At 38.7% G+C, this 15170-nt stretch carries 8 protein-coding genes; 7 read left to right on the forward strand and 1 reads right to left on the reverse strand.

Features of this window, described 5'->3' with window-relative positions; translation table 11 throughout:
• The first annotated feature begins 107 nt into the window (after nt 1–107).
• The 7 genes from IPO27_08375 to IPO27_08405 all read left to right on the forward strand — a co-directional run bounded on the left by IPO27_08375 (nt 108) and on the right by IPO27_08405 (nt 13888).
• On the forward strand, nt 108–599 hold the full coding sequence (locus IPO27_08375) for a hypothetical protein (protein ID MBK8846536.1): 492 nt from the start codon (nt 108–110) through the stop codon (nt 597–599).
• Complete coding sequence (locus tag IPO27_08380) at nt 557–2989, forward strand: T9SS type A sorting domain-containing protein (protein ID MBK8846537.1); 2433 nt, start codon at nt 557–559, stop codon at nt 2987–2989. The genes IPO27_08375 and IPO27_08380 overlap by 43 nt, the downstream gene beginning before the upstream one ends.
• Before the next feature lie 469 nt (nt 2990–3458).
• Nucleotides 3459–5009 carry a toll/interleukin-1 receptor domain-containing protein gene (locus IPO27_08385; GenBank protein ID MBK8846538.1) on the forward strand — a complete coding sequence of 517 codons (1551 nt, stop codon included), beginning with the start codon at nt 3459–3461 and terminating at the stop codon, nt 5007–5009.
• A 6-nt stretch (nt 5010–5015) separates the two neighbouring features.
• Nucleotides 5016–7817, forward strand: a complete 2802-nt coding sequence (locus IPO27_08390) for a hypothetical protein (GenBank protein MBK8846539.1) — start codon at nt 5016–5018, stop codon at nt 7815–7817.
• On the forward strand, nt 7808–9592 hold the full coding sequence (locus IPO27_08395) for a hypothetical protein (protein MBK8846540.1): 1785 nt from the start codon (nt 7808–7810) through the stop codon (nt 9590–9592). The genes IPO27_08390 and IPO27_08395 overlap by 10 nt, the downstream gene beginning before the upstream one ends.
• Nucleotides 9528–12071 (forward strand): T9SS type A sorting domain-containing protein, encoded by a 2544-nt coding sequence (locus IPO27_08400; GenBank protein ID MBK8846541.1) that lies wholly within the window; start codon nt 9528–9530, stop codon nt 12069–12071. Before IPO27_08395 ends, IPO27_08400 begins: the two co-directional genes overlap by 65 nt.
• Before the next feature lie 8 nt (nt 12072–12079).
• Nucleotides 12080–13888 carry a thrombospondin type 3 repeat-containing protein gene (locus IPO27_08405; GenBank protein MBK8846542.1) on the forward strand — a complete coding sequence of 603 codons (1809 nt, stop codon included), beginning with the start codon at nt 12080–12082 and terminating at the stop codon, nt 13886–13888.
• A 5-nt stretch (nt 13889–13893) separates the two neighbouring features.
• Here the strand turns inward: IPO27_08405 and IPO27_08410 are convergent, their stop codons facing one another.
• Nucleotides 13894–15144, reverse strand: coding sequence for a sugar MFS transporter (locus tag IPO27_08410; protein ID MBK8846543.1), 1251 nt, complete (start codon nt 15142–15144; stop codon nt 13894–13896).
• Nucleotides 15145–15170 lie beyond the last annotated feature (26 nt).

A 15170-nucleotide genomic window follows, 5' to 3' on the forward strand; every position in this document is an offset into this window, starting at 1 on the left:
ACAAAAGATAGAAGCGGACAGCCCGACCCTGAAAAAATAAATTTCAAAACACTTTTTTTCAGGGGCACGCCCTAAACATTTTACTTAATTAAAAACAAAAAAGAGAAATGAAAAAAACAATAGGTATAATATGGTGCTTGGGCTTATTAATAAGTTTGAATGCACAGGATAGAAATTTTAAGGCGGACTTTCATAACATTCCGGTTGGTGCAAGTTTCGACTCTATATGCAACGTGTATGATGCGTGGTATGAAATTAATGGCAAGGGCCGTGGCTCGGGTTATGTACAATACAGCAGATGGAAATATGACACGCAAATGCGATTGGATGATAATAGACGTATTGTGAATGCTACTGCCAAAACATGGGAAGCCTACTATGAGCATGAGCGTGCGCTAAAAACTAATCCCACGCAAAAGGGTATGATGGCACCGGTGGCGAATTGGGTATCGATGGGTCCTACAAATTTTACACTGGGGAAAACAGGTTATAGCGGAGGCATGGGGCGTGTGAATACGGTAGCTTTTCAGGGCAACTCGTTTGGGGCATCGAACTTTTGGGTGGGAACGCCTGCTGGGGAATATGGAATACATCCATAGGCGGTAATGCATGGAATAGTTTAAGTAATGGATTGCCCGTGCTGGGGGTGAGTGGTATTTGTATAGAACCTTTCAATACAAATATTATATACATACTTACCGGTTATGGCGATGGAGGCAATACCAAGTCGGTAGGGGTGCTAAAAACTACCAATGGTGGACTTACTTGGAACACCACAGGATTATCATTTACCGTATTGCAAAGTATACGTGGATACAAATTGATGATGAGCCCTACTAATAGTAATTTATTGTATGCAGCAACATCTGATGGGTTGTATAAATCGGATAACGCTGCATCTACCTGGACCAAGGTGCTAACAGGAAATGCTCGCGATGCGGAGTTTAAGCCGGGTAACACATCTACTGTGTATTGTGCTGTGGGTACGGTTGTAAAGTATAGCACTAATAGTGGTTCCACATGGAGTAACGCTATAGGCATACCGGGTAATAATATAGCGCGTATAGCTATAGCAGTTAGCCCGGCAGCACCTAACCGTGTGTATGCATTACTTGGGCAGGCATCAAAAATTGGTGGCTTTAGAGGTTTTTATGTGTCTAATAATAGTGGAGCTAATTTTAGTTTTAAGTCGAATTCGCCTGCTATATTAGGCTATGAGGAGAATGGCTCAAATGGTGATAGCTCAGCACAATGTGGATATGATTTGGCGTTGGCGGTACATACTACCAATCCATCAATTGTGATGGTTGGAGGTATAAATATTTGGCGCAGTGTGGATACGGGTGCTACATGGACACTATCAGCACATTGGGTGCAAAATGCTACGGATACTAACTATGTACATGCAGATATACATGATTTAAAATTTACCGATAATGATAATGTGTTGTATGCATGTAGCGATGGAGGTATTTTTAAAAGTCTCAATAATGGAAGCACATGGTTTGACATAAGCGCGGGACTAAATATTTCGCAGTACTATTCTATTGATATAAATCAAAGCAATAATAATTTTGTAATGGCCGGAGCACAAGATAATGGCTGCAACTATATTAATGTGGGAGCAAATACTAATTTGCATGTCAAAGGTGCCGATGGCATGCAAGTAGCAATACAGCCATCAAATAATAATGTGATTTATTATAGTTGGCAAGAAGGAGGAATGTTTAGAAGCGACTCGGGGGGCGCTGATGCATTGGAGCATTATATATCGCCACCGGGTTCTGGCAATGGTGCATTTTTTACACCATTTATTATGGATAAACAAAATGAAAGCAGGCTATATGCTGGTTACCGAAAAATATTCCGTACTAATAATAAAGGCGATAGCTGGGCAGCTATTACAGATAGTTTATCTGGTAAGGTTTCGAGGCTTGCTCTTAGTACCAATAATAATCAACTTATGTTATGTGTAATTAATTCTAGTTCGGTGCTACGCACAACGAATGCGCTGGCTGCACTGCCAACCTTTACAGCTGTAACTGATACAGATATTGTCTGGCCCATTTCGAATGTAGTTTTTAGCGAGCGCAATGCCGATCAGGCTTTGCTTACTATGGGTGGATTTAATGCAAACAAAAAAGTAGTTTATAGTAACAATGGAGGTGTAACATGGACGCCCATAAATACGGGTTTGCCAAATGTGCCTGTAAATTGTGCAGCGTTTCATCCGGCTTACAACAACTACCTTTTTGTAGGTACAGATGTAGGCGTGTATATGTATGACTTGAATACGGGTGGCCCATGGGTAGCGTATAATAATGGTTTGCCCAACGTAATAGTGCGCGACTTGAAAGTTTATGCTGCAACTAACACCCTTGTAGCCGGCACATTTAGTCGCGGCTTGTGGCGTACTCCCTTACCACGTGTATGCCCCAGCAATTTATTTTTGGATAATACCAGTACCTCATCGGCTGCCGAGTATTGGCATGCCAGCAATGGAGTAGAGAGTAGCGATAACATGACCTGGGGCAATGGTGCGGCAGTTACCTACAAGGCCAACGATTTTATACAAATAAATCCGGGATTTTTTGTTGGTAATAGCATGACCTTTAATGCCAATATTGAGCCATGCGCAAACAATAACTTATTGATGAAACAAACCGGCACGCTCGAAGGACCTATGGTGCCGGAGTACACAAGCGATACCCGCAAAACGTATGCTGAAGATAGCAGGGATTTGCAGGTATATCCCGTGCCGGTTGACGAAGCTTTCACCATACGATTTGTAATAGAGGAGCCAAGTGATGTAACGGTGAGTGTATATGATGTAAAAGGTAATTTTATAAAGTCGATATTGATGAACGAAAAACTCGATAGGGGAGTTTACAGTCAGGATGTATCGGCACTTGAATTAAGCAAAGGAATTTACCTGGTGCGGCTTTTAAAAAATTCGGAAGTAATTACCAAACGGATTACAAAAATGTAAATGTTTTCTGTAGTTGATAAAATAAAAATGCAGCCATTGGCTGCATTTTTTGGTTTGGGGTTAAAGTTAGTAAGGGGTAACGTAACTGGTTACAAACTTAATTTTTGTGCACAAGGATTGGCTTATACATAAAGGGATATCGAAACAATAACGGTATAGGGTATTAGTTACTAATGCCTTTATTTTTTCTATTTTAGTAATGGCTTTGTGTATAAAACGCGCTGAAGACAGTGCACTTTTGAAAAAGTGCTATTTTTTACAAATTCGATTTTTTTATTTCTTATTAACAAGGAAGTTATATATTTGTCTTCGAATTGAATCCATTAGGATGATTTTTGACACTCGCCTTACCCTGAATTAACATTCAAAACTACGCTAACCAATTCCAAAAGGGAGTGCATAACTATCCTGTAGATTAGCAGGAACCATTGTCTTGTTTTATTTTTATTTTGACTATTAAAAAGAACCTATGACACTAAACAAGGATATCTTTATAAGCTACGCACACCACGATAACCAGCTACTTCCTGGTGACAAGGAGGGGTGGGTTACCGAATTCCACAAGGCTCTGGAAGTTATGGTAGGGGAGTATCTAGGCAAGGTACCCGTTATATGGCGTGATTCCAAACTTCAGGGCAACGACATGTTTTCTGATGAAATTACCGAAAAATTCCAGGAACTTAAAGTAATGATTTCTGTAATCTCCCCTAGGTATCTCGAATCAGAATGGTGCACCAAAGAAGTGAATGGTTTTTATGATATAGCTCAGACTAATGGTGGTATAAGTATAGAAAATAAGGCGCGGATTTTTAAAATAATAAAAACACCAGTTGAGTTAAAAGAGTTGCCTGAACGATTAAAGCCGATATTAGCCTACGAATTTTTTAGTACGGATACTACAACAGGTACAACACGTGCTTTTAAAAAAATATTTGGTAATGAAAGCGAGGTAGCTTTTTGGACCAAAATGGATGAAGTGGCACAACACCTTGCTAAATTAATTAAAAAGTTAAATTCAGCTTCGACACAAATACAAGTGGTTGAAAAAAGTGCAACCGTTGTAAATGACAGGAAATTTAATAAACGCACCATTTACCTTGCCGAAACAACAAGTGATGTGCGTGAGTTTCGCGATAACCTGAGGCGTGAACTCGAAGATCATGGATTTAGAATATTTCCTGATAAAAATCTTACCCTGGTTGATGATGCATTTAAGAAAGAAGTAGAGGAGTATTTAAAACAATCTTCTCTATCCTTACATATAATAGGTTCAAAGTATGGAACCATACCCGAGGACTCAGACAAATCAATTTTGTTATTGCAGAACGAGGCTGCTGCTGCTCAAGGCGCATCAGCAGGGCTAAGCCGGCTTATATGGGTGCCACCTATCGATAATCCTGCCGAAGAACGACTTAAACCATTTATTGAACATTTAAAACAAAAGGAGGACTTGCAAAATCTTTCTGATTTGCTGGTAGGTTCACAAGAAGATTTTAAGCATGCAATATTTGATACCATACGAAAACTAGATGAACATGATAAGGCTGTGGAGTTAGCCAGGCAAAAGGCCAAAGCAGCACCGGTTGCAAACAACAATGCGGTCTCTAGCCAAAATTCGGGTCCCCGGGTTATCTATCTTATTTGCGATAAGCGAGATCTTGAAAACACCAAAGATTTAGAAGACTATTTATTTGGATGCGGATATGATGTAATGCTTCCGATATTTGAAAGTGATGAGGCGGAAGAGCGGAAGATAAACGATGAATACCTTAGCCTGTGCGATGCAGCTGTAATATATTACGGTCAGGCCAATGAGGCATGGCTGCGTAGCAGGTCAAGTGATTTGGCACGTAAACCGGGATTGCCCAATAGCAAACCATTGCTTGCAAAATTAGTGTATTTGGCAGAGCCATCAACTCCACAAAAAGAACGATTCAGATCGCACGACCTCATGATAGCAAATGGCCTCAACGGATTAAACAAAGATAATTTCAATGCCTTTATTGATTCACTTAAATAATACAATATGGGTATACGTCCAGGTAAATTAAAAAATCCTTTTGTTGGTTTACGCTCCTACGAAGAAGAGGAAGATTATTTATTTTTTGGTCGCAGTGCAGAAATAAATGACTTACTTAAAAAGTTTAGTACAAGCAGGTTTCTTGCTGTACTTGGTTCATCGGGCAGCGGCAAATCATCATTAGTAAAGTCAGGATTTTTGCCTGCAATTTATAGTGGCTTCTTAAGTGCAGGTCACAACTGGCGAGTAGCACTGATGCGTCCCGGTGATAATCCTATTGGTAATCTGTCGCAGGCGCTTGCCCAGGATTCGGTATTGTATAACACGGCTGCAAATCCCGAAATTCCGCGAAGTGCAATTATAGAAGCAGTACTTAGGCGAAGCGGAAATGGGCTTATCAATGTTTACGATCGTGCAAACCTGACGGAAACCGAAAACCTATTAATAATTGTTGATCAGTTTGAAGAGTTGTTTCGCTTTAACCGATTTGAAAAACTGATACATGAGGAAAGAAGTGATGCACTTAATTTTATAAACCTGCTGCTAACAGCTGCATCACAAACGGTGGCGCCAATTTATGTGCTCATTACCATGCGTTCCGATTTTCTTGGCGACTGTTCGCAGTTTAGAGGGCTACCCGAAGCAATTAATAGTGGGCAATACCTTGTGCCACGTATGACGCGTGATCAGATACGCGAAGCCATCAACGGCCCTATTAAAATTAGCGGTACCGATATTACTCCGCGTTTGCTTACTAAACTGCTCAACGATCTTGGTAATAACACCGATCAGTTACCCATCTTGCAACATGCCTTAATGCGTACATGGGATGCCTGGCACGATCGCAATCAACCCGATGCTTTCATCGATATGGAAGATTACGAAAAAATTGGATCGTTAGAAACTGCGCTATCGCAACACGCTGACATAGCATATGGTGAACTCAACGAACCGCAGCAAAAGATTTGCGAACTAATGTTTAAGGCACTTACCGACATTACTGCAGATGCCCGTGGCACACGAAGACCTCAGAATATAAAGGAGCTAAGCGATATTTCGAAAATGCCCGAATCCGAAGTTATTAAAGTGGTAGATGTTTTTCGGAAGCAAGGTCGTACCTTTTTGATGACGCAATCAAATGTTACAAACCTATCAAGCGATTCGATAATTGATATTTCGCATGAAAGCATTATGCGAATATGGGAGCGCCTCCTTGTGTGGAATAAGCAAGAGGCAGAAAGCGGAAAAATATTTATTCGTCTGGCCGAAGATGCGCAATTATATTTTGACCAACGGCTGGCACTCTATCGAGATGGCGACCCGGAGCTTGCCATTGCTGCTAAATGGTACAAGGATACTAATCCTAATGCCGAATGGGCAAAGCGATATAAAGGTGATTTTGAGAAAGCCATAGTCTTTTTGAAAAAAAGTGAAGAAAGTGCTAGACAAGAACAGGAAGAGAAAAAACGCATCGCCAGAAAAAAGAGACGGTATGCCATAGGGGTGGCTATATTTTTTGGGTTACTCGCTTTAGCAGGAGCAATTATTGCCATATGGACTAATAGTTTAAAAGAAGAAGCAGTCACTGCTAAGAAATTATCTGATAGCGCTGCGGTTTATGCAGATTCGGTGCGCGTGGTATCCGATACATTGAGAGCAGAAGCTATTCGCGACAAAGAGAACGCCATTCTTTTAGAAGCAGCCGCTGACTCTGCTAAAGATGTTGCGGAAGAGCAAACGAAATTAGCCGAAAAAAAAACAAAAGAAGTTGAGGAATTGCTCGATCAGCTTGAACAGGAGCAACTGGAACTAGAAAAAACTTACAAGGCTCTTGTGGATAAAAGCCGTAAGATTGCTGCATCAGCCTATAAAGATTCTATTAGAGAAGGTCCTACCTCGGTTAGTGAAATCAAAAAAAGTTCGTATGATGTAAAACTTGTAGCTTATCTATATCATCTGGCTTATCTTAATGATAAGGCTAAAAATATCGATCTCTATCCTAAAGTTTTTGCAAGCCTTACCGCTAACGACAATAAAGATTTGGTATTAGCACAAATTTCCAGTATTGGTTTTTCGGATACGGTAGCACTTGGCAATAATGCTAAAATTTTGCGCGGTAAAAATAAATCGAAAATAGTGCTCAACCTTGAAGGACATCAAGTGGAACTAACTAAAGAAGGCAATACAAACATCGAATGTCTGACTGCAAATGCTAGCGATAGCCTTATTTTTTGCGCCACCGATAATAATAGCATCGAAGTTTATAAATATAACAATCGTTATAAATTATCAAAACAAGCAACCATACTTATGAATGGGTTGGTAACTGCTATTGATTATAATGCAGCCAACAAGGTAATTTATTTTGGCTTGCGAACCGGTGAAATAGGATATATACAATACAGCAACAATACCTATGAAAAAATCAAACCGGTGTATGAAAATGAATTGGGTTCAAGAGTTACATCCATCGATTTTTTTGAATATAAGAGCAAATATTATTTGCTGGCTTCAAGCCAAAGAGGTAAGGTTACGGTATACGATGTTGGCAATGTCGAATTGGGAAATGTTTCAAGTTTTTTGATTCCTGATAAAAAACTAACAGGAATTGAGTTGCCTATAAATTTACGCGAAATTCAGTATGCCCGTTTTGATGAAGCTAAAGGAAAAGTGCTGCTAGCAGCAGCAAAGGGAAATTATAGTTGGAATCCTTTTACCGAAGAAATTGTTGAATTGCTAAAGAATGAAATAAATAAGAACAGAAAATCTGATTTAGAGAAAATATCAAATGAAACAAAATGGTACTAACTAATATTAAATATAGCAGCATTATTCTTTGTATACTCATGTTATGGAGTAGTGTGTATAATTTAAATGCACAATGTGGCTTAACTATTAACCCTGCTAGTGCTTCTTTATGTCTGGGTAATAGTATTGCATTAAATGCAAGCGACACTGGCAATGCTGCACCATTCAGATGGAGCCCTGCTGCAGGGCTTAGTAGCACCACAGGAGCTAATATAGTAGCTTCGCCAACCAGCACAACTACTTACACACTTAAGAAAAATGGCTGCCCTGACAGTGCTACTATAACAATTACAGTTAAGCAACTTTATATAATTGCGGCCGCAGCCGATAGCTTGTGTGAGGATGATCAGCTTTTGTTATCATCATTGGCACTTGGCGGCAATGGAGTTTACAGTTATAATTGGAGTGGCCCCAATGGTTTTATTTCTAGTGCAGCAAATCCAAATGTCCCAAATGTTAGTAGTGTAAATGGAGGAACATATATAGTAACGGTAACAAGCAATGGTTGTTCAATATCTGATTCGGTATATGTTATCGTAAATCCATTGCCTATAGCAAATCAATTACCCGATACCTTTATTTGCAATGGTTCATTAATGGGTAATGGTTTCATTTTTTCGAGCACTCCGCCCGGTGCAACTTTTACCTGGACATGCTCCCAGAATATTAACTTTGGTATTTCGGGTAGCGGGGATATTCCTGCATTTACGGCTACCAATACGGGTGCACAAAATATTAGTGAAACCGTATTTTTCAATCCGGTTTTAAAAGGGTGTATAGGAACAAATGAAAATTTCAAAATTACTATAAAGCCAACTCCAAAATTGACTAGTTCTACCGAGGAACACTTGTGCGATAAGAGTAATTTTAGTTACACCGCCACTGCCCAACCCCAAAATTCTTTGTTCTCGTGGGCACGGGCGGCAGATGTATTTGGTAATGTGGCAAATTCGGGCAACAATGCAACAATTAATGAGAATCTGTTTAATAACTCAGTATTGCCAATTGAAGTAATGTATGTCTACACGCTTACCCGACCTGGAATTGTAAACCCATGCCCTAAAATTGACACACTAAAAGTAACTGTTAATCCTACTCCCGTGCTTGACATTATAAGCAATTATTCTTACTGCAATGGAGAAGTTGTGATGCCTATTGCCTTCAGCACGTTGACACCCAATGCGGCAATAGAATGGACAAGCAGCGACAATGTAGGTTTTGGCATTGCGGGAATTAATGCCATTCAGGGATTTGTGGCCACTAATAATACTGGTGTGCCAATAGTTGCAACTATTACAGTAAAAATTAAGGCAAGTGAAGATTCTTGTGTCGGGCTCAACAAAACGTTTACGATTACCGTTAACTCTTCACCCCGCTTGAGTTCAACACAGGATACCATCATTTGTAACAGTACCAGCTTCAACCATTTGGCTACAAGTCAAACACCAAACCTTGATTTTAGTTGGACTCGAGCTGGCGTTGCAGGTATTAATGGAGGATTGGCGGCTGCAGGAAATGATTCTTTAATAAATGAAGTGCTAGTAAACACCGATACTATTCCCATTGCTGTTTGGTACATTTTTCAAATGGCTAACAATTCAGGCACATGTGTTGGAAAAGACTCTATGCGAGTTACAGTTATCCCGACCCCGCAGTTGTCATCCGATACTAGTCCAATAAGTATTTGCAGCGGTAGTTTATTAGTATACAATGCTACAAGTGCAACCGGGAGCAGTGTTTTCCTGGACGCGCGGTGCAGTTATTGGTATCAATAATGATACTGCATCTTTTGGCAATTCAAATCTAATTCAAGAAGTACTTCTTAATAATACCGATTCAATAAAAACGATAACGTATAATATTTCTATATCAACTGCTGATACGTGTACGTTTAATGTGCAGGCAATAACTGTAACAGTATACCCTGCACCTAAACTTTCAAATGTTGTTACCGGTTTCAGTACTTGTAATGATGCGGTATTTAATTTTACTGCTACCAGCAACACGCAAGGCACTATAACTTATGTTTGGAAAAGGGATTCCGTGCAAGGTATTACACCTTATACAAGTTCAGGAACAGGAAATACTATAAGCGAAGCGCTAAATAACAGCACTCCGTTTATTCAGGTTGTCACCTATGCTATGACTATTATTGCAAATAATTGCTCTACTATTCAACATGTGACTGACACCGTTTTTCCTACTCCCTTGTTAACGGATACTATACTTGCTGATACGATTTGCAGTGGCAGTAGTTATGTTTATAATGCAAGCAGTTTAACACCCGGAGTTGTTTTTTCTTGGTCGCGCGCGGCAGTTCCCAACATTAATGGAGGTTTACCGGCCAATGGATCATCAAGCCTTATACAGGACACATTAATAAATTCAACCAATACAGTCATAACAGTTACTTATTCGGTTGGTTTAACTGCCTATGGTTGCCCTACCAACTTTCAGAATATAACAGTAGCTGTTAATCCAACGCCATTATTATCAAATACAGTTTTGCTAAAAGATAGTGTGTGTAGTGGCAAATTATTTTTGCGAAATCTTTCAGCGAATATATCGAACACGAGTTTTGAATGGGTAAGAAATCCGGTGCTGGGAATTTCGCCTCTGTCAAACAGTGGTAACACAGCAAACATCAGCGAAACGCTTGTGAATGCTAACTCATTCGCTATTGATGTTACATATATTGTTAAACTTACCACACCTGAAGGCTGCATCAATACGCAAAATATTATTGTTACTGTATTGCCCAAACCGGTTTTGCTTGATAGCGTAAAACGCGATACCATTTGTAGTGGATCTGTTTATAGTTATATTGGATTGAGTGCAACTTCGAACACCACCTTAGTTTGGCAGCGGAGTCCGGTTAGCGGTATAATACCGCTTTCGGCAGTAGGTACTACCAATTTAATTAAGGATTCCATCATCAATATAACGGCATCCCCAATTGTGGTGAAATATTTTTATACAATAACTTCTGCTTCCGGTTGTATTGGATTAGATTCTATTGAACTCCTTGTAAATCCTACCCCGTTCATTTATGATTCGAGTAGTTCCGTATGCAGTGGATTGCAATTCCAATATGAGATAGTTCCGCTTTATGCTACATCAAATATTTTTTATTCATGGACATCAGATAGTGTTGTAAATATTACAGGCAACAATCCTCAACTACCTGAATTGCCAAATGCATTTATAGAAGATACCCTAAATAATAATCTCAATAACACTATTATTCCTGTCAAATATAACATCATTGCAACCTATATAGATAATAATGTACGATGCCAGTCATCAGCTGTTTTTACTGTTAATGTATTGCCTTTACCAAAACCTCCTTTGTTTTCATCTTTAACAAGTAATCAAACTGAAATCGATCTTTGCGGAGGGTCAACGAATATTAATTTTAATATTTCCCCGTCATTTATTCAGGACGGTGTTACTTATATTTGGTATGCCCTGCCAGGTCCAAATGTTTTTATTGCCGATACCACTAATCCCAACACCGTTATCTCTTTTGACAATATAACCAACACCGTTCAAATTGCAGTAACGGCATATAATAATGATTCATTGGGTGGTTGTTTTGCTACTGAATCACAAAGCGTTAATTTAACCGTAAATAATGATTCGATACAGGAACGTAAAATTTTTATAAAGCAACCCGGCAACATACTGGTATACCCTGATAATTCGATGGATGCAACCTATACAGATTCTACTGGAACAGTAAACGGATATCAGTGGGGATATGATACCATTCCAAGTATTTTAAAACCGGATAGCCTGGGTGTGCCTCTTGCCATAGCAGGACAAGTTTACCAATTTTTTGTTCCCGACATTAAGTATGTTGATTCGCAAGGACTAGATACTATTCATTATGCATGGTGGGTTTTATTGCGCAGTGGCGAATGTCGAAGCAAGGTTTATTATAACGGGCCATATGCTTATAATCGTTATTTGGAACAACCTGCTCAAGATAATAGTATCAAGTTAGATATTTTTCCTAATCCGGGCAATGGCAATTTTACCTTTATGCTTAATGGTAAAATTTATGGTGATATAACACTACGTGTATATGATAATATTGGTCAACTTGTTTTTCAAGATCTGATTGAAAAGAAAAAGTATGAACTAACCTCACCGCTTAAGCTGAATAATTTATCTGATGGCATTTATTCGCTTGAGTTGCAAAGTAAGGATATGCAGAAGATATCAACTCGAATAATAATCATCCATAATTAATTGCTGCCATGAAAAAATTGAGTTTATATATATTGCTAATGGTATTGCCTGTAATTTCATTAGCACAATCCGAAGTAGAGAAATCTGATTCTGTAATAAACTATGTAATTAACCAATTGCAAGAGTATTGGACCGTTGGCATTGACTCTGCCGGCCTGGACTTACCTTATTACCGGACCGGTGTATATCACGCTAAATTATTTTCTAGCGGAGCTACCATTGATGATGATATTAATGCTGTTTATAGGCCTTCTTCGCTGGATGATACGAAACCATATAAATTAGACAGTTTAAAAAGTGAAGAATTATATGCCCATGATCTTACATTCCAATTTAAAAGTCTTAATGTGGAAGCAATCGATAAAATAAAACATGGGGACAATAGAAATCCGAATCTGTTATCATTCGAGTTTACCCGAAAAATTTCAGGCGAAAAATACCGCAAGTTTGTTTTTGATGAACCTGGTTCATTAATGAACACGCTCAAAATAAATAAGATGAATAAGCATGGTATTACATTTTTTGATGATACCATTGTACAAAGCCGCATAGCAGAATTTATTACGAAATACGCGGACCGCACATTTAGTTTTGAATCAACAAGCGCGCTCAAAGTAGTATTGATTCTGGAAGGGGATGAATTCAAAATAAAATCGATAACAAGAATCGGAAATCCTGATTTTAAATGTACGAATGATTCTGATAGCGATGGGGTGCCTGATGATGAAGATTTTTGTTTGAAAGAACAAGGTGATATTACCGCCAACGGTTGCCCTGATTTTGATATGGATGGCGTGCCGGATGAAATTGATGATTGCGATTATTTATATGGTGATGTAAAAAATCGTGGTTGCCCCAAAAACTATTTTACAAACAAAACCAGTATCGCTTTTATAGTAGGCGGGCAAGCCAACTCAGTACCAATGAATTTACCTGAACTTAATAACAACGGATATACCGGGATGGATTTTAATGAATCAGCTCAGGGAAAAATTAAAAACGCAGGAATCGTTATGAACCCGGTTTATGGAGCTGAATTTTCATATTACTTTGGAAAAATGAAAAAGACAACAGGAATTTCGCTGGGAGCAAATTTCACAACGTTTGAAGCAAAGTACACACTTACGGAGGATATTATTTATACGTTTAAGGCAAATGATGGTGTGGACGATTACCGCAGGCGTGTAACCTTGCTTGCAGAATCTCAAGAAGAAATTGCTTATAATATTCTAAATTTACCGGTACTTTTTAAATGGCGAAAAATGTATACCCAAACGAAAGCCTCTGAATACAAAGTTTCATTTGAGTTTAGCGCAGGGCCTTCGTATATGATGTTTCAGAACATCTCTTATTTTGATTATACAGCAAATTTTGAAGGCTTGTATCAGATTGACACCATTACCAAGAACAAAGTTACCTATTATGACTACTTTGATAACGGTTCAACGTATAATATCCTGGTTACATCCGATGATATTGATCAGCAATCTGCTATTCCGGGATCGGAAGTGGTTTTCAATCAACTGGATGACCGGACCTATGATTTTGCAAAAAATAAGAGATTGAAAGGAACCAATGATAATTTGAAAAGGAGCACGATTGCCATAAATGCAAAGTTTGATGGCTACTACCGAATGGCAAAACATACATCGCTTAAATTTGGAATTGGTGTTGTATATGCACCCCTTTTAACTGAAAATAAAAGCTATAAGGCAATTGATAAATCAACTGATAAGTTCAATTCGATTTACAATGCAAGTGCTAAAACAAATTATTTTGCTTATGCCATTAACGTGGGATTTGTTTTGCACTGGTAGATAAATTATTTTGATTCTGCCTTCCGATGAAATCCTGCATTCGAATACCATAAGATAAAGAAGTAGCAGGGTATCATAATAAGATAACCGGCTTTCAAGGAATAAGCATCTCCAATAGCTGCATAAAGTAAAGGTAAAAGCGCACCACCGGCTATACCCATAATGAGCATGGCACTTCCGGTTTTTATGTGTTTGCCTATGCCATCTATTGCCAAGGGCCATATTGCAGGCCACATTAAAGCATTTGCCAATCCAAGTGCTGCAATCAAAAATATAGAGGCATAACCATGCAGGAAATAAATTAAACAAGAAAAAATAATTCCTAAACCTGCGCTAAGTTTAAGTGCAGTTTGCTGTGTAATAAATGTTGGAATGGCAAAAATTCCAATTACGTATCCTACAAGCATGCAAGTAAGTGTAACCGAAGGAAAGGTTTTTGCTTCTTTCATTGGAATGCCAATGGATTTTCCGTAGTTAGATAAGGTATCGGCTGCTATTACTTCTACACCTACATAAAGAAAAATTGCGAGCACGCCAAATATCAATTGTGGATACGCAAAAATTGAACGATTGTTGGAATCTTCTTCAGGCTTGTCATTTTCTTCTTCATTAATTTCGGGCAATGGCGAAAAACGGATGATTAACCCTAGCAGCACTAAAGCTATAGCCATGATTACATAAGGCAAAATAACTCGTGACGACAACATATCAAGCGTATTGGCTTTTTGTATAGCATCCATCGTTTTTAATTCAATTTCAAGTTTATCGGCACCTGCCATTACAATGCTTGCCAAAATTAACGGACTCAATATGCCGGCTACTTTATTACATATACCCATTATGCTTATGCGTCTTGCAGCACTTTCTATTGGGCCCAAAATGGTAATGTATGGATTGCTGGCTGTTTGCAGTAGGGTAAGTCCTGCTCCCTGCACAAACAAACCAAACAAGAAAAGCCAATAGGTGCGCGAGGTTGCAGCAGGAATAAAAATCATTGAGCCCACTGCCATAACAAATAAACCTAACGACATCCCATTTTTAAATCCGGTTTTTCTTAATACATACGATGATGGTATTGCCATGAAAAAATAAGACATGTAAAAGGCAAACGTTACAAAAAAGGCCTGAAAATTAGTAAGCTCGCATGCCATCTTTAAATAGGGAATCAGGGTAGCATTGAGCCATGTTACAAAGCCAAAAATAAAAAACAGGCCACCTATAATAGCAATATAGAATTTTTGATTTTGTTTGTCCATATGAGTTATTGAATGATAATTTGCAC

This window comes from Bacteroidota bacterium (assembly GCA_016714535.1).
Classification (GTDB): domain Bacteria; phylum Bacteroidota; class Bacteroidia; order AKYH767-A; family OLB10; genus JADKFV01.